This is a genomic window from Arthrobacter parietis, assembly GCF_039530425.1.
In the GTDB taxonomy this organism is placed as follows: Bacteria; Actinomycetota; Actinomycetes; order Actinomycetales; family Micrococcaceae; genus Arthrobacter_D; species Arthrobacter_D parietis.
Map to the genome: position 1 here is coordinate 213,440 of NZ_BAAAON010000010.1, position 16,706 is coordinate 230,145.

Here is a 16,706-nt window from a genome sequence, read left to right on the forward strand (position 1 = left end):
CTAAGACTAGCTGCCCGGCCCGGACAGCTGCGGGTACTGGTCCGGGTTGATACCGGGAAACGCCTCGGGTTCTCCGCCGGCGGGCACGCTGTCCGCGGATTCAAAGGAATACTGCGCTGTACCGACCAGTTGCCGTAATGCCCAGTCACGCAACGGTCCGCGCCCGCTCATACCGACCAGGTCCGCGTAGGTACCGACCAGCGACTCCTCCAAATCCCGCAAGGCGGGTCCAGGATCAGCCAGGAACACTTTGTCCAGCGCATAGGCCGCTGCCGGCAGGGGCTCAGCGACGCAGTGCCGGGTCAAAACGGCCGAACCCACGGCCGCCGCGGCTTCGTGCTGCGCCATCCGTTGCAGAAGCTGTGCGGGGTCGGCGGAACGGGCCGCAACCACTTCATAGGCGTAGGCTGCACGCTGTTCGGCGAGTACGGCTGTCCGGGCACCGGCCAGGCCGCTAACAGCCGTGAGCGTTGTCTCCGGCGGGCAGGTGGGGGCGTCGTCGTCGTACTGTATCTCCGGAACAGGAATCGCAGGCGGCTCCTCGCCCAGGCTCGCTGCAAGCGTGCGGCTCCGGAGCCACTGGGCTGTCGCAGCCGATGCCAGCACCCGTGCCGGCCCGGCGTCAACCACCGCTGCTGCTTCAAAGGCACCGGTGTAGGAGTTCCTGAGGCCGCTCAGAAGGTCTGTCGGCGTTGGAGTACCCGGCGATGCGGACGGCGATGCAGGTGTGGATGATGGTGCCGCCGCGAAAGCGGAAGGGGTGGGCTCGGGGGAGCTGGCTCCAGGGTGCAGGGCGATCGCGTGCAACCGAAGCATCCCGGCCAGCGCCGCGTAATCAGGCCCGGCCGGGGGAGCGGCATCTTCGAGGAAGGCGGCGGTTTCCGCGAGGGCCTGAGCCGCTTGCGTTCCCTCGCTGAGGGCCAGTTCGGAGGCACTCGGCTCAGCCTCCGGGGACCCTCTGCCGATGACGAGCCCGATCGAAGCCACGAGGAGGAGGATCAACAGCAGTATCACCGTGCGGACAACACGCCACACTGCTGCCTTGAAGCCGCTGCCGGTGGAGGCGGAACGGGCCTTCGAGTGCGTCACAACCGATCATCATGCCATGCGGACGACCGTTCCGTGTGCCATTCACCGACCTGTCATAAAGTCGTTAGGGTAGTAGCTACAAGATCATCGAGCGGGAGGCGGCAATGGCGAGTAAATCCGGCAAGCAGAACACTGCTGCAAGGCAAGACACTTCCATACCCCGCCGGAATCCGGCCCCTGCGCACCTCGATGCGGCGGCTGAGGCCGAACGGCTGCGGGAGTTCCTGCGCCCCACAGTGGAACGGCACAAGCTTCTCCTCGAAGACGTTGAAGTCCGCATCGTCGGCAGCCACCGTACCCTCCATGTGGTGGTGGATCTGCCGGATGACGGCGTCGACGGCGTGAGTCTTGACACTGTCTCCGAGGTGTCCCAGAGCGTCTCCAATGCTCTCGATAATGATCCGGGGGATGATGGACGCCCCTACAATCTGGAGGTTTCCTCACCCGGAGTTTCCAGGCCGTTGACCCAGCCACGTCACTGGCGAAGGAATATCGGCAGGCTGGTTGATGTGAGACTTGTCGATGGCGAGGTGCTGGAAGGCCGCTTGATTGATGCTGATGAGACGTCGGTGTCGCTAAAGCCGCTGATGACGGTCAAGAAGGGCACCAAACCGAAGTTCGGGGAAGATCGGGCAATTCCCTACGACAAGATCCGCAAGGGGACCGTCCAGGTTGAATTCGCCCACGCTGATGCCGAGGAATCCGGCGGCAACAATGACTGATTACCACCGCTGGTTGCTGAGGAGGCCCCAATGGACATAGATATGAGCGCTCTGCGGCTACTGGAACGGGAACGCGAGATCCCCCTTGAACTGCTGATCCCCACGATCGAGCAGGCACTCCTTGTTGCCTACCACAAGACCACAGGTGCGCAGGAGATTGCCCGGGCGGAGCTGGACCGGCGGACGGGCCACGTCACCATCTGGGCTACCGAGGTCGACGACGACGGCGTGGCCGTGGGGGAGTTCGACGACACACCGACCGGTTTCGGACGGATCGCGGCGAGCACAGCTCGTCAGATCATCCTGCAGCGGCTGCGCGATGCGGAGGATGACAACATCCTCGGCGAATTCCGCGGTAAGGAAGGCGAGCTCGTGGCCGGCCTTATCCAGCAGGGCAACAACCCCCACATGATCCAGGTGAACCTGGGCTCAGTTGAGGCATTGCTTCCGCCGCCCGAGCAGGTACCCGGTGAAAAATACCTGCACGGTACCCGCCTGCGCGCTTTCGTCATTGACGTCCACCGCGGGATGAAGGGTCCGTCCATCACGCTCTCGCGGTCGCACCCCGGTCTCGTCCGGAAGCTGTTCGAGCTCGAGGTACCGGAGATCGCCGACAAGAGCGTGGAAATCGTCGCGTTGGCAAGGGAAGCCGGCCACCGCACCAAGATCGCTGTGAAGGCACATGTTCCCGGAGTGAACGCCAAGGGCGCCTGTATCGGAGAGATGGGATCACGCGTCCGCGCCGTGATGAACGAGCTCAACGACGAAAAGATCGACATTGTTGACTACAGCGACGATCCAGCCACCTTCATTGCCAGCTCACTCTCGCCGTCGCGGGTTTCATCGGTGACCATCACTGATGAAAAAACCCGCAGCGCCCGGGTGGTTGTGCCGGACTACCAGCTGTCACTCGCCATCGGCAAGGAAGGCCAGAACGCGCGGCTCGCCGCGAAGCTGACCGGATGGCGGATCGACATCGCCTCGGACGCCGCCGGCGCGTGAAGCACCGGGGCTCGCCTCAATAAACCCGCCGATGCGTCATATCGAGATGCTTGGCGCTAGAATGGATAGGGCTTATGTCGTTACGTCATCAACCGGTACGAACCTGTATCGGTTGCCGAAGTCGTGATGACCAAGCCAATCTGGTTCGATGGTCAGCGGTCAGCCGCAGCGGCGTCACTGTCGCCGAGGTGGATCACCGCCGTCAGCTAGCGGGCAGGGGTGCCTGGTTGCATCCCCGACCGTCCTGTGTGGAGCTTGCGCTCAAACGCAAAGCGTTCAACCGCGCCTTTCGTGGTGTCGTTGATTCGCAGAGTGTTGAGCGGTGGCTGCACACACTCCGGGGCACCTCCTGATGGAGGTTCCCCGCACGTACACCGTCCTCCCTGAAAGCGGGTCAGAAAACTGATGGAAACCCGATGAGTACCCAGCGATGAGTGCCCAACGATGAACAATCTGTTGAGCTCTGCAATCAGCGCGTCAGCTGCCCCGGCGGCTGGGGTCTGCAGTAGGAATTAGACGGTTCGCTCCTGACTCGGTGCGGACCGAGACAGGAGAAATGTGGCCAAGGTCCGCGTACACGAGCTCGCCAAAGAGCTCGGAATTACTTCGAAGGATGCAGTAGCAAAGCTGCAGGAACTGGGCGAATTCGTCCGGTCGGCATCCTCAACCATTGAAGCGCCCGTCGTGAAGAAACTTCGCGGCGCTTTCCCGGACGCCCCGGCGGCAGCCAAGGCACCGGCGTCGGCACCGGCACGTGGGTCGCAGCCCACCCCCAAGGCGGCAACGCCAGGTCCTGCTCCGGCAGCCCCGGCACCTGCCCCGGAAAAGCCGGCAGCGCCGGCCCCCGCTGCTCCGCAGGAGCAGGCTCCGGCAGCGCCCGCATTCAAGGCGCCGGAGACTCCCGCAGCAGAGACGACGACCCCTCAAGGCGCGGGCACGGATGCTGCTCCCAGCAGCGACTCCGGCACCGACAGCAAGCCGGGGCCAAAGCCCGCAGCCGCACGGCCAACCTCTGCCCGTCCGGGAGCAGCCCGCCCAGGCAGCGACCGCTCCGGTGGGCCGCGCCCCGGCAACAACCCCTTCGCGACATCGCAGGGTATGCCGCGGTCCGGCCGCGGAGAAGGCGACCGCGCCGGTGGTCCGCGTCCGGGCAACAACCCGTTCGCGCCATCCCAGGGCATGCCCCGTCCGGGAGGGCGCCGCGACGATGAGCGCAGCCCCCGTCCTGCCGCGGGTGCAGGCGGCCCACGTCCTGCCGCTGGTGCAGGTGGTCCGCGACCCGGAGCGCCGCGTCCGGGTGCGCCTCGCCCCGGCGCTCCGCGCCCCGGTGGTGCCGGTGGAGCCCGACCGACTCCGGGCATGATGCCCAACCGTACCGAGCGTCCGGCTGCGCCCGGTCGTGGTGGAGCTGCCGGTGCAGGCGCTGGACCTCGGCGCGGCCCCGGGGGAGCCCCCGGTGCCGGTGGTGGAGCGCCCGCCGGTGGCGGTTTCGGCAAGGGCGGCCGCGGTCGCGGCGGCACTGCCGGTGCTTTCGGCAAGGGTGGAGCCGGCCGCGGCAAGCAGCGCAAGTCGAAGCGGGCAAAGCGGCAAGAGCTTGAGCAGATGTCAGCTCCATCGTTGGGCGGCGTCAGCGTTCCCCGCGGCGACGGCAACACTGTTGTCCGGCTGCGTCGCGGATCGTCGATCACCGACTTCGCCGAGAAGATTGATGCGAACGCCGCAGCACTGGTTACCGTTCTGTTCCACCTCGGTGAGATGGCCACAGCAACCCAGTCCCTGGACGAAGCGACCTTCGAGGTACTGGGCGGCGAGCTCGGCTACAAGATCCAGGTTGTGTCGCCGGAAGACGAGGAGCGCGAGCTGCTCGACAACTTCGACATCAACCTGGATGCTGAACTTGCGGCCGAGGGTGACGAGCAGCTTGAAGCACGTCCCCCCGTAGTGACCGTTATGGGCCACGTCGACCACGGTAAAACCCGTCTGCTGGATGCGATCCGCAAGTCGAACGTCGTGGCCGGCGAACACGGCGGCATCACCCAGCACATCGGTGCGTACCAGATCGACCATGAGCACGAGGGCGACAACCGTCCCATCACCTTCATTGACACCCCGGGTCACGAGGCGTTCACCGCCATGCGTGCCCGTGGCGCGAAGGTTACCGACATCGCTGTGCTTGTTGTGGCAGCGGATGACGGCGTCATGCCGCAGACCGTCGAGGCGTTGAACCACGCCCAGGCGGCCGGCGTGCCGGTTGTCGTGGCGGTGAACAAGATCGACAAGGAGGGCGCCAACCCGGACAAGGTCAAGGGCCAGCTCACCGAGTACGGACTGGTCCCCGAAGAGTATGGCGGCGACACCATGTTCGTGCACGTCTCGGCGCTGCGCGGCGAGGGAATCGACGAACTGCTCGAAGCGGTTCTGCTGACCGCCGATGCCGCACTTGACATGCGCGCAAACCCGAACAAGGACGCCCGCGGTATCGCGATCGAGGCAAACCTCGACAAGGGCCGCGGTGCGGTTGCTACCGTGCTGGTCCAGTCCGGAACGCTGGTTGTCGGAGACACCATTGTCGCGGGCATCGCGCACGGCCGTGTCCGCGCAATGTTCAACGAGAACGGCGACAACGTCACCGAGGCGGGCCCGTCCCGTCCGGTCCAGGTACTGGGTCTGTCCACGGTTCCCCGTGCCGGCGATACGTTCCTCGTCACCCCGGACGAGCGCACGGGCCGCCAGATCGCCGAGAAGCGCGAGGCAGCAGATCGCAACGCGGCCCTGGCCAAGCGCCGCAAGCGCGTCAGCCTGGAAGACTTCGACCAGGCCGTGGCCGAGGGCAAGGTTGACACTCTCAACCTCATCCTCAAGGGCGATGTCTCCGGTGCCGTGGAGGCGCTCGAGGACTCGCTGCTCAAGATCGACGTCGGCGAGGGAGTCGCACTGCGCGTCATCCACCGCGGTGTCGGTGCGATCACGCAGAACGACGTCAACCTGGCAACGGTGGACAACGCGATCATCATCGGGTTCAACGTCAAGCCGGCCGAACGTGTGGCTGACCTCGCTGAGCGCGAAGGCGTGGACCTGCGCTTCTACTCGGTCATCTATGGAGCCATCGATGACATTGAGCTTGCACTCAAGGGCATGCTCAAGCCGGAGTATGAGGAAGCGCAGCTCGGTACCGCGGAAATCCGGGAGGTCTTCCGGTCTTCGAAGTTCGGCAACATCGCGGGCTCGATTGTCCGTTCCGGTGTTATCCGCAGGAACACGAAGGCACGTCTGATCCGTGACGGAGTGGTGGTTGGCGACAACCTCAGTGTTGACACGCTTCGCCGCTTCAAGGACGACGCCACCGAGGTCCGCACGGACTTCGAGTGTGGTATCGGGCTCGGATCGTTCAATGACATCAGGGAAGGCGACACCATCGAGACCTACGAGATGCGTGAGAAGCCTCGGGTCTAGGCCCGTATCGGGTGGGTCCGCTGCTCGCAGCGGGCCCATCCAGCCCATACCGGCGATCGACGCATGAGCGCTCGATCGCCGTTGCAGCTCCCCTGGGGGAGGAAGTAAGGAGAAGTCATGGCAGACGCCGCACGCGCTGCACGGCTGGCACAGCGCATCAAGGTCATCGTTGCGGAGGCCCTTCGCCGCCGGGTGAAGGACCCTCGGCTGGAAGCGGTCACCGTTACTGACGCCCGTGTTACCAACGATCTGCAGCATGCCACCATCTACTACACAGTGTTCGGTGAGTCCGAAGAGCAGGCAGCAGTGCATAAGGCACTCGAGTCGGCCAAGGGCGTGCTCCGTTCTGAGGTGGGTCGGAACATCACCGCACGACTGACTCCCACGTTGGAGTTCGTGCCGGACGAGATCCCGGTCAACGCAAGCCATCTGGAGGAACTGCTCCGGACCGCCAAGGAACGGGACGCCGAGGTGGCCGAACTCGCGAGGAAGGCCGCCTTCGCCGGCGACGCCGATCCTTACCGCAAGCCAAGCGAGGACGACGAGCAGGAAGACTCCCTCTAGTCTCCACCCGCCGCGGGATTCAGCGTTTGGGAAGCCTGCTCACTCCGGTGAGCAGGCTTTCCCTGTCTGTGCACAGCGCAATCCGGATCCAACCCTCACCCTGTGAGCCGAAGGCCGTTCCGGGCGCGACGGCGACCCCCTGCTCCGCGAGGAACGTGCGGACCCAGCTGCGTACATCTCCGCCGGTGGCGTGGGACATATCAGCCCATAGGTAAAAGGCCCCCTGCGCTTCGAGGTACTTGATGTTGAGCGAAGACAGCTCTGCCGCCGCTGCATCCCTGTTTGAACGGTAGTGGTGCGCCGCTGTTTCCACGTAGTCGGTGGGACCCGTGAGCGCAGCAATTGCCGCGTACTGCTGGGCCGCACCGACACAGGACACAATCGACTCCATCACTGCGTTGAATTCGGCACCGAGCCCCTCCGGCAGTACAAGCGCACCGATGCGCAGACCTGTCAGCCCGAACGTCTTTGAGAGGGTGAGCGAAGTCAGCACCCGCGTGGCATCAAATCGTGCAGGGCTCACGTGGGGAACGCCGTAGGTGAAGGCCTCATAGCATTCATCCGACAGAATCCAGAGGTCGTGACGTTGCGCGAAACGCACCAGATCTCGCGTGAGTTCCTCGCTGAAGACGGCTCCCAGCGGGTTGGACGGCGAGTTCAGCACGAGGAGGCGGGTACGCGAACTTACAAGCTCCTCGAGGTCGCTGATGTGAGGTTGGAATCCGTTCTCAGGACGAAGCGGGTAGCTGACGGGACGGGCATGAACCAATTGCGCGGTCATGGCAAAGGTCGGGTATCCCGGATTGGGAATCAACACCTCGTCGCCGGCGTCAAGCAGCATGCTCATGGCAAGGTGCAGTCCCTGCTGCGCGCCTGCAGTCACGTAGACCCGGTGTTGTGTCACGTCCATGCGGTTTCGGCGGCCGAACCACTCCGCGAAGCTCCGCCGCAAAGGAGCGATACCTTCGTTCGGGGTGTAGTTGGTGTCATCGCGATCCAACGCCGCCATCCCCGCGTCCAGGATGTGGCGTGGAACCGGAAACGCCGGTTCGCCGATGCTGAGGACAATTGCGTTCGGCGTAGCCCAGGCAGCCTGGGTGATCTCCCTGATCTGATTTGAGGGGAGTTGCTCGATGTGCTTTGCAATGGACGGCATAGGGGCATCGTAGCGGTGAGGGTTGGCTCGCCACTGACACCTATACTGGGAGGCGTGAATTCGGGGCAGGTCCACTCAGGACTAGTGATAGTGGACAAGCCGCAGGGCTGGACCAGCCATGACGTTGTGGGCAGGATGCGGCGGCTTGCCGGCACCCGCAAAGTGGGACACGCAGGTACCCTCGATCCGATGGCCACCGGAGTGCTCGTGGTTGGGATCAACCGGGCTACCCGCCTTCTGACCTATGTTGTCGGCACCTCAAAGACCTACACCGCAACCATCCGTCTGGGTCAGTCGACTGTCACTGATGACGCCGAGGGAGAAGTGACAGCTGAAACTTCCGCCGGGGCGGTTCCGGCCTCAGCGATTCGCGCCGCAGTCGAGGAGCTGACCGGTTCCATCAGCCAGGTTCCCAGCAGCGTGAGCGCCATCAAGGTCAACGGCGAACGCGCCTATAGCCGGGTACGGTCGGGCGAGGAGGTTGTCTTACCGTCGCGTCCAGTCATCGTGCACAGCTTCGACATTGCCGATATCCGGCGCGAGAACGACGGAGCAGTCCAGGACCTCGATGTGACGGTCAGCTGCAGTTCCGGAACCTACATCCGTGCCCTGGCGAGGGACCTGGGCGCAGCCCTTGGCGTGGGAGGCCACCTGACAGTGCTTCGCCGCATGGAGGTGGGCCCTTATACGTTGGCCCAGGCATCCACGCTGGAGGAACTCGCCCAGGACTTCCGGCTTCTCGGCATTGACGAAGCTGCCCGTGCGCTGTTTCCTGTGCGCGAGTTGAGTTCCACCGAGGCGCTGGACCTTTCCCACGGACGGCGTATCAGCGCGAGCGCCGGTGGTGACTGTGGCGGTTCGCCCAGGAATGATGCCGGCGACCAGCGGCCCGTTGCTGCCTTTGCCCCTGATGGTGCGCTGATCGCGCTCCTCGAGAATCGGGGGAGTGAGGCGAAGCCGGCGCTGGTCTTCGCGCCGGGACAGGCCGGCAGCTGATGGTCGTCGACGGATTTTTCATCGCCGGTACTGTGGTGTGCCTGATCTCAACCTTGATCTGCGTTGGTGCTGCCGTGATCAGGCAACCTCCCAACGATGTGACCATCCTTACTGTGGCGGCTGTGGAACTGTTCCTTCTCGTCTACGCGGTGGCCGGGATTGTTCGGCAGGTAGGCGGGGAGACTGTCACCGGTGAGCTGTGGGAGTTCTGGGGTTACCTGCTCACCGCGCTGCTGGTTCCAGTGGGCGCGTTCTGGTGGGCAATCCTTGAACGTTCACGCTGGAGCAATCTGGTCCTCGGCGCAGTGGGCCTCACCATCTTCGTGATGTTGTACCGGATGGAACAGATATGGGACGGGGCGGTGCCGGCGTGAACCTGCACAGTAAGCCGGCCGGATCTGCGGGGACGTTGAGCCGCGGGCCCGGTAGGCTGCTCATCGCCGTGTACGGCGTTTTCGCCCTGGCGGCCACAGCGCGCGCGGCCTTCCAGATCGCTACCAAATTCTCCGAGGCTCCGCTCGCCTACACGTTGACGGCGTTTGCGGCCCTCGTCTATGTCTTTGCGACCGTATCCCTGAGCCGCTCGGGACGGCGCTGGTACCGGCTGTCCGTCGCTGCCGTGGGAATCGAGCTGGTGGGGGTGCTCACCATCGGCACACTCAGCGTCGTCGACCCTGTCCTCTTTCCAGCGGACACCGTGTGGTCGGTATACGGCAGGGGTTACGGATTTGTTCCCTTGATCCTGCCTGTGCTGGGCCTTTGGTGGCTGTATCGCCACCGCCGCACGGTAGCTACCTGAGGCCTGCCGGGCACAGGGTCGTCCGGGGTGAGAAGATGAATTGTGCAGGCCTTGCCCGGCCGAACCGTCGACCACAGAGGGAACACCATGAACAGCAACACCCCTGACAACCCGCAGCCGGAGCGTCGCAGTTCTTCCGCGGATACGGGAAAGGGCCCAGCGGGCTCACACGGCTCGGACCAGACCTCCGCTTCGGGCCGCCCCGCTGCAAAACAACCCGCGACAGGTGGCACCACGGTGAAGACCTCGAAGAAGGACTCAACGAAATCCGACAAAACCGGGAGTGACTGGAGCGTCTTCCGGACGGTGGTAGTGCTCGTCGGACTCGTTATTGCCGGCTTCGGGGGCTACTACCTGATTACCGGCACCGCCGGGCTGCCGGAAACCGGGGACGGTCCAGTGAACCCGACACTCGAGAACCAGTTCCGGTTCTTCGCCGCGATGATGATCGGCGTGGGCGCCGCTTTCGTGACCATCGCGATCAAATTCCAGTGGGCAAACATGCTGTGGCTGGTTTGCCTCATGGTATTCATCGGCGGAATCGGGCGGGTCCTTTCCTGGGCCTTCTCGGGGACTCCGCACTTTCTGTTGATCATTCTCATGGTTGTCGAGCTGGCATTCCCCGCAGCGCTGCTGGTGTGGCACCGCTACATCGCCAAGACCAGCGAACTGCGCAGGGAGTACGCAGCCCGCCCTTAGCATGGGACGCTGCCACTGACCCTACGCGTGGATTCCCGTCCCCGGCGCAGGCAGGCAAGGCCCGCTCCGAGCAGTACCAGCGCCGCTCCGGCGGTGACCTCAGCGCGAACTCCCGTCTGAGCCAGCTCGGGGCGGTGCGGCGGAGCAGCCTGCGCAGCGGGGCCGTCGTCAGCGGCCGGAGTCCCGGGGGTCTCCTTCGTGTCAGGGGCAGGGGATTGTGTAGGGGCCGGCGCTTGAACGCACACCGTTTCAGACGGCTCCCCAAACGCGGAGGTGAATGGATCTGTGTGCTCGTCGCCGGGGTAGGTTGCCACGACGGTATAGCAGCCGGGCTGCGTGAAGGCGGCGAACGGTTCACTGGACTGGCTCCCGTTTACCGCGGGCACAGAGGTCTGGGAGTGCAGCGGTGCATCCGCAGGAATCTCGGTGGTGGGCGAGGGCAATTCTGCGAGCGGGCCATACATCGTCAATGTGATCGTGCTGCCTGATCCCTGTGCAGATGGGCCGAATCCCTCTCCAACCACAGCATCGGTGACCTGGTCGCCCAGGAAGGCATCGCCCGCCGACAGCTGCGTGCGAATGTTCGGTGCCCAGGGCACAAAGGTTGTCTCAGCCGCGATCCCGAACTGTCCCTGCCAACCGAGGACATAGGGGGCCGCCTCCGCCGGGAGCACGCTCTCAGGGGAAATTGACTCGGTCCAGACGTACCACCCGGGTGAGGGAACGACGAGGTCAGCGGTGCTGTACGTGCCCGGCCCCGCCACCCGCGTGGTGACCTCGCCAACGCGCGGCGTACCCTCCGGTACGGCTTCCTGCAGGACGGGTTCAGCGTCGAGTGGTCCCCACAGTGTGGAGACCACCTCCACGGATACCGGCGAGTCGCTGCCGGGCACCGACAGCCACGGAGCGGGCTCCGCCGAACTGCCCTCGGCAGGAGGGGCGCTGCCTACGGTGAGCACATCATGGATGGATGCGCCTGGGTGTGTTCGGGCAGCCGAGGTCCTCGTTGCTACGGCAGGCTGGAAGGCGGGGAGGTCTGCCACCGCTGCCGCCGCGTCGCGCGGTTCCAGCACTGAGGCGAACAGCAGCCGCTGTACTTTACTGCTGGAAGGGGCCAGCCACTGGACTCCCGCCGCGGGCGTCCGTGGGACGGTCACCGTGATGGATCCACTGCCCAATCCCGTCCTCTGAAGCATGAGGCGGTGTGCCTCTTCTCCGGTCGTCCAGGTCGATGCGGCGGTTTCCGCAAGGACGAACGGTCCAGTCAGCTTCGCGGCTGCGCCCAGCCCGGCGGCCGGTTGCCCATTGGCTCCTAGCACCTCGATCACCGCGGAGACGGTTCCTGCGTCCGTAGCGTCAAGATCGATATGGACTGCGTAAGGACCAGCTTCGTTGAACGCCGTCCTGGTCATGGAGCGGGCTCGTTCCACTACATCAGCCGGCAGTTGTTCGGCCCTGAGGATGTCGTTCATGCCCGGGGAATCCCAGGACATCCCGGGTGAGGTAAGCGCCCAGACAGCCAACTGAACAGAGGCCGCCGTGGCATCATCGGCCGTAGCGCCCCACCGGTGCAGCAGGTAGGACAGCGCCGCATTCTCCGCCGTACTTAGCGCACTGCCGTCGCTGCGCACAAAGCCACCTGATTTGCCGTCACCGTAGCCGCCGGAGTTTTCCGGGGACAGCCGTTCGAAGTCGGTGCAGTAGGCCACCTGGCCGCCGGCATCCCTGTATTGGCCTACGAAATGCTCGGCCGCGTGTATGCCGGCAGCCCGGGACCAGTCTGATCCGGCCGGAGCGGCCTGCGACGGCGGGACCTGCGGAACCAGGAGGAGCACCGCGATGAGTAGCACGAGACCACCCGCCGGCAGCAAGCGCAAACGCAGGAAAAGAGATGAGAAAAGTTGCACGGATGTCCTCCAGATCGCAGGTTTCAGGGCGGCGCCGAAGCCGGCAGAGCAGCGCACAGGAACCAACACTGGTCCTTCCAAACAACACTGAACGGGACTGAGCCGGCTATGTGCGCAAGTGGCCTGATCGGACGGCGATGTGGAGGAACAGTGACAGTTCCACTGGCGCGACGTCGAGACCGCCCGCAACCATCGGCCATAATGAGAGGAACGACGAAGGGCTCCTGCTGCCCGTCCAACCGCTAAAGGGAGATGCGTGTTCTACTGGAGAGACCTGGCCGACGTGCCGGAAGGTTTCGGTCCCGCAGTTATCACCATCGGAAACTTCGACGGCGTGCACCGAGGCCACCAGAGCGTGCTGGGGCAGCTTGTTGCCGCCGCCCGGGAACGCGACGCAGCCGCCGTCGTCATCTCCTTTGAGCCGCATCCCGCGCAGGTGCACCGCCCGGAAAGTGCTCCGGAACTCATTATGGGCCTGCAGGACAGGGTGGAAACCCTTGCCGACACCGGCATCGACGGCCTGCTGATGATGCACTACACCCTCGAGCTTGCCGCACTCACCCCGGAGGAGTTCGTCCAATCCGTCCTGGTAGACGGACTGCGGGCGAAAGCGGTCGTCATTGGTCATGACGTGCGGTTCGGACGCGGCAATTCCGGTGACCTCTCCACCATGCGGACACTCGGCGGGCAACTGGGTTTTGACGTGATTGTCATCGATGACTACGGCTCCAGCCTGCAGAGCACGACGGCGGCAGCCGGGGAACGACGCTGTTCCTCGACCTGGGTGCGTGAGGCTTTGGTCGACGGCGATGTCACCACTGCCGCCCGCATCCTGGGCCGGCCGCACCGCATGCGCGGCGTTGTAGTTCACGGCGCGGCGCGCGGGCGGGCGCTTGGGTTTCCGACGGCAAACCTGTCGCCGGACTCAACCGGTTTCATCCCCGCAGACGGAATTTACGCCGGCTGGCTCATTGACAGCAGCCAGGTCCGCTGGCCCGCCGCGATCTCCGTTGGGTCCAACCCGACGTTTGAGGGAGTCAGCAGACAGGTCGAGGCTCACGTCATCGACAGACCCCAGGAGGAAGTTGACGTCTTCGACCTGTACGGGCAGACGGTCATCGTGGAATTTGTCCGAAGACTTCGCGGAATGGTTGCCTACCGCGGGCCGGAAGCGTTGATCGAGCAGATGCGGCTGGACGTCAACCAGACCCGCACTGTGCTTTCGACAGAACAGCGCACGTACGGGTAAAGTTGACTGCGGTCCTGCTGCAGTCCGTGGTTGCTGGGCCACCGCCGGAGTTCCGCTCGCTTGCGAGGGGAACCGGCATCTACTTTGTTCACGGTACAACTCATAGGAGTTATTTGTGGCACTTGACGCCGCTCTGAAGCAGGAAATCATCAAGCAGTACGCAACTTCCGAGGGCGACACCGGTTCGCCCGAGGTGCAGATTGCAATGCTTTCCCGCCGCATTCTCGACCTGACCGAACACCTCAAGATGCACAAGCATGACCACCACACCCGTCGTGGCCTGCTGCTGCTGGTGGGTCGCCGTCGTCGTCTGCTGGATTACCTGCGCGACACCGACATCACGCGCTACCGTACGCTCATCGAGCGCCTCGGCCTGCGCCGCTAAGCAAGCAAACGCGGGGTCCCCGGGCGAGCGAAGCGAGTTCGGGGAAGGTGCGAAGCGTTAGACTGTGAGGCGGCGCCTTCCTTCGGGAAGGGGCCGCCTTCAATCTTTATGGGTTCCTCTCGGTGCCCTTGAAGGCCGCATTCGCAGCGCGGATGCAAAGAAGTACGAAGTTCATAACCAGGAGCCAGGCGGACACGCAGGCATTCGCGGTCCTCGGTAGTGGTCTCCGGGAAACCATCGTGTGATGGATTTCCCGTGGACCTCGATCGAAGACCGGGTGCCACAACCCGTCCTAACGGCGTTGATCAGCAAAACGCCGCCTGCCTCCGCCACCAAAGAAACGGAGGTGACTCTCTTGGAGGGTCCCGAAATCCAGTTCGCCGAAGCCGTCATTGACAACGGGCGGTTCGGCCAGCGCACTGTTCGCTTCGAAACCGGGCGCGTCGCCCAGCAGGCCGCAGGCGCTGCCATGGTTTACATCGACGAGGACACCGCGCTCCTCTCCGCCACTACCGCCGGAAAATCTCCGCGTGAGGGCTTTGATTTCTTCCCGCTGACCGTGGACGTCGAGGAGCGTATGTACGCGGCCGGCCGCATCCCGGGCTCGTTCTTCCGCCGTGAAGGCCGCCCGTCCACCGAAGCCATCCTCGCCTGCCGCCTGATGGACCGTCCGCTGCGTCCCGCTTTCGTCAAGGGTCTGCGCAACGAGGTCCAGATCGTCGTTACGGTGCTGGCCATCAACCCGGACGTCCGCTATGACGTCGTCGCGATCAACGCTGCGTCAATGTCCACGCAGCTTTCGGGTCTGCCGTTCTCCGGGCCGATCGGCGGCGTACGCGTTGCGCTCGTGTCCGATGGCTCCGGCGAAGACCAGTGGATCGCCTTTCCGAAGCACTCCGAGCTCCAGAACTCCGTCTTCGACATGGTCGTAGCCGGACGTGTCGTCGGTGACGACGTTGCCATCATGATGGTCGAGGCCGAAGCTACCGACAACTCCTGGTCGCTCATCAAGGACGACGGCGCTACCGCACCTACCGAGGAGGTTGTCGCTGACGGCCTCGAGGCTGCAAAGCCCTTCATCCGCGCATTGTGCGAAGCTCAGGCTGACCTCGCAGGCCGGGCGGCAAAGCCGACCGTTGAATTCCCCGTGTTCAAGGATTACCAGGACGACGTCTTCGCTGCCGTTGAGGGTGCTGCCGGTTCACGCCTGGCGGAGATCTTCACGATTGCTGACAAGCAGGAGCGCGAAGAGACCGCCAACGCCTACCGCACGGAAACCATCGAATCCCTCTCCGGTCAGTTCGAAGGCCGCGAGAAGGAAATCGCGGGTGCCTTCAACTCGGTCACCAAGAAGGTTGTCCGCCAGCGTATTCTCCGCGACCAGGTCCGCATCGACGGCCGCGGCCTGAGTGACATCCGCAAGCTCACCGCCGAGGTCGAGGTCCTTCCCCGCGTGCACGGATCGGCTATCTTCGAGCGTGGCGAGACCCAGATCATGGGTGTCACTACGCTGAACATGCTCAAGATGGAACAGCAGATCGACTCGCTGTCGCCGGTTACGCGCAAGCGCTACATGCACAACTACAACTTCCCGCCGTACTCCACCGGTGAGACCGGCCGCGTCGGTTCCCCGAAGCGCCGCGAGATCGGCCACGGTGCACTTGCCGAGCGTGCGCTCGTTCCAGTGCTTCCGAGCCGGGAGGAGTTCCCTTACGCCATCCGCCAGGTTTCCGAGGCCCTCAGCTCCAACGGCTCCACCTCGATGGGTTCGGTCTGCGCTTCGACGCTGTCCCTGCTCAATGCCGGTGTGCCGCTGAAGGCTCCGGTTGCCGGCATCGCCATGGGTCTTGTATCCGATGAGGTTGACGGACAGACCCGCTACGCTGCGCTGACCGACATCCTGGGTGCGGAAGACGCCTTCGGAGATATGGACTTCAAGGTTGCAGGTACCTCGGAATTCGTCACTGCCATCCAGTTGGACACCAAGCTTGACGGGATCCCCGCATCGGTGCTCGCCGCAGCGCTGAAGCAGGCCCGGGAAGCGCGCCTGCACATCCTCGGTGTGCTTGAGGCAGCAATCGACACCCCGGATGAACTGTCGGAATTCGCGCCGCGCATCATTTCGGTGAAGATCCCTGTTGACAAGATCGGCGAGGTCATCGGTCCCAAGGGCAAGATGATCAACCAGATCCAGGAAGATACCGGCGCGGACATCTCGATCGAAGATGACGGCACGGTCCTGATCGGGGCCACGGACGGATCCTCCGCCGAGGCGGCGCGGGCAGCTGTGAACGCCATCGCCAACCCGCAGGTCCCCGAAATCGGCGAGCGTTACGTGGGCACGGTTGTCAAGACCACCACCTTCGGTGCGTTTGTCTCGCTCACGCCGGGCAAGGACGGCCTGCTCCACATCTCGGAGCTGCGTAAGCTCGCCGGCGGCAAGCGGGTGGATAACGTCGATGACGTCGTCTCCGTGGGCCAGAAGGTCCAGGTCGAGATCACCAAGATCGATGACCGCGGCAAGCTCTCCCTCTCGCCTGTAGTTGCAGAGGAAGCCGGCGAAGCGGATTCGGACAATGCTCCGAATTCAAACGCACAGGATTCCGCTGAGGGCGACGACAACAACTAGGCGCCAACAACCAACTGTTGGGCTCACGCTCAAAGTACAAACCGGCGGCTCCGCGG

The 16,706-nt window shown here is 64.2% G+C and carries 15 protein-coding genes; 12 read left to right on the forward strand and 3 right to left on the reverse strand.

All coding sequences use genetic code 11. From position 1 onward, the window contains the following. Positions 1-6 precede the first annotated feature (6 nt). On the reverse strand, positions 7-1,089 hold the full coding sequence (locus tag ABFX19_RS15655; protein ID WP_346028872.1) for a DUF4439 domain-containing protein: 1,083 nt from the start codon (positions 1,087-1,089) through the stop codon (positions 7-9). Between the two features lie 104 nt (positions 1,090-1,193). On the opposite strand from ABFX19_RS15655, the gene rimP reads away from it, so the two are divergent. The 5 genes from rimP (at position 1,194) to rbfA (ending at position 6,830) form a co-directional block, all read left to right on the forward strand. Further along, the gene (rimP, locus tag ABFX19_RS15660; protein WP_346028873.1) at positions 1,194-1,811 is read left to right on the forward strand and encodes a ribosome maturation factor RimP; all 618 of its coding nucleotides are present in this window, start codon (positions 1,194-1,196) and stop codon (positions 1,809-1,811) included. Between the two features lie 30 nt (positions 1,812-1,841). Next, on the forward strand, positions 1,842-2,813 hold the full coding sequence (gene nusA, locus ABFX19_RS15665) for a transcription termination factor NusA (protein WP_277359211.1): 972 nt from the start codon (positions 1,842-1,844) through the stop codon (positions 2,811-2,813). A gap of 74 nt (positions 2,814-2,887) precedes the next feature. Further along, complete coding sequence (locus tag ABFX19_RS15670; protein WP_346028874.1) at positions 2,888-3,166, forward strand: YlxR family protein; 279 nt, start codon at positions 2,888-2,890, stop codon at positions 3,164-3,166. A 205-nt stretch (positions 3,167-3,371) separates the two neighbouring features. Further along, positions 3,372-6,266, forward strand: coding sequence for a translation initiation factor IF-2 (gene infB, locus ABFX19_RS15675; protein ID WP_346028875.1), 2,895 nt, complete (start codon positions 3,372-3,374; stop codon positions 6,264-6,266). A gap of 117 nt (positions 6,267-6,383) precedes the next feature. Next, positions 6,384-6,830, forward strand: coding sequence for a 30S ribosome-binding factor RbfA (rbfA, locus tag ABFX19_RS15680; protein ID WP_277359862.1), 447 nt, complete (start codon positions 6,384-6,386; stop codon positions 6,828-6,830). Positions 6,831-6,849: 19 nt separating this feature from the next. Here the strand turns inward: rbfA and ABFX19_RS15685 are convergent, their stop codons facing one another. Beyond that, a complete protein-coding gene (locus tag ABFX19_RS15685) occupies positions 6,850-7,986 on the reverse strand; it encodes a pyridoxal phosphate-dependent aminotransferase (RefSeq protein ID WP_277359863.1) in 1,137 nt (378 codons plus the stop codon). 54 nt (positions 7,987-8,040) lie between these two features. Here ABFX19_RS15685 and truB point away from each other — a divergent pair, with 54 nt between their 5' ends. The 4 genes from truB (at position 8,041) to ABFX19_RS15705 (ending at position 10,480) form a co-directional block, all read left to right on the forward strand. Continuing rightward, positions 8,041-8,982, forward strand: a complete 942-nt coding sequence (gene truB / locus ABFX19_RS15690) for a tRNA pseudouridine(55) synthase TruB (RefSeq protein ID WP_277359864.1) — start codon at positions 8,041-8,043, stop codon at positions 8,980-8,982. Then, positions 8,982-9,356, forward strand: a complete 375-nt coding sequence (locus ABFX19_RS15695; RefSeq protein WP_277359865.1) for a hypothetical protein — start codon at positions 8,982-8,984, stop codon at positions 9,354-9,356. Before truB ends, ABFX19_RS15695 begins: the two co-directional genes overlap by 1 nt. Beyond that, positions 9,353-9,781, forward strand: coding sequence for a hypothetical protein (locus ABFX19_RS15700; protein ID WP_277359866.1), 429 nt, complete (start codon positions 9,353-9,355; stop codon positions 9,779-9,781). Before ABFX19_RS15695 ends, ABFX19_RS15700 begins: the two co-directional genes overlap by 4 nt. A gap of 87 nt (positions 9,782-9,868) precedes the next feature. Further along, complete coding sequence (locus tag ABFX19_RS15705; RefSeq protein ID WP_346028876.1) at positions 9,869-10,480, forward strand: DUF4345 domain-containing protein; 612 nt, start codon at positions 9,869-9,871, stop codon at positions 10,478-10,480. Here ABFX19_RS15705 and ABFX19_RS15710 read toward each other — a convergent pair. After that, the gene (locus tag ABFX19_RS15710) at positions 10,477-12,387 is read right to left on the reverse strand and encodes a hypothetical protein (RefSeq protein ID WP_346028877.1); all 1,911 of its coding nucleotides are present in this window, start codon (positions 12,385-12,387) and stop codon (positions 10,477-10,479) included. The genes ABFX19_RS15705 and ABFX19_RS15710 overlap by 4 nt on opposite strands. A gap of 256 nt (positions 12,388-12,643) precedes the next feature. Between ABFX19_RS15710 and ABFX19_RS15715 the strand changes: the two genes are divergently transcribed. The 3 genes from ABFX19_RS15715 (at position 12,644) to ABFX19_RS15725 (ending at position 16,650) form a co-directional block, all read left to right on the forward strand. Then, on the forward strand, positions 12,644-13,636 hold the full coding sequence (locus tag ABFX19_RS15715) for a bifunctional riboflavin kinase/FAD synthetase (RefSeq protein ID WP_056548476.1): 993 nt from the start codon (positions 12,644-12,646) through the stop codon (positions 13,634-13,636). 115 nt (positions 13,637-13,751) lie between these two features. Then, positions 13,752-14,021 carry a 30S ribosomal protein S15 gene (gene rpsO, locus ABFX19_RS15720; RefSeq protein WP_056548475.1) on the forward strand — a complete coding sequence of 90 codons (270 nt, stop codon included), beginning with the start codon at positions 13,752-13,754 and terminating at the stop codon, positions 14,019-14,021. Positions 14,022-14,376: 355 nt separating this feature from the next. Next, complete coding sequence (locus tag ABFX19_RS15725; RefSeq protein WP_277359474.1) at positions 14,377-16,650, forward strand: polyribonucleotide nucleotidyltransferase; 2,274 nt, start codon at positions 14,377-14,379, stop codon at positions 16,648-16,650. Positions 16,651-16,706: the final 56 nt, after the last annotated feature.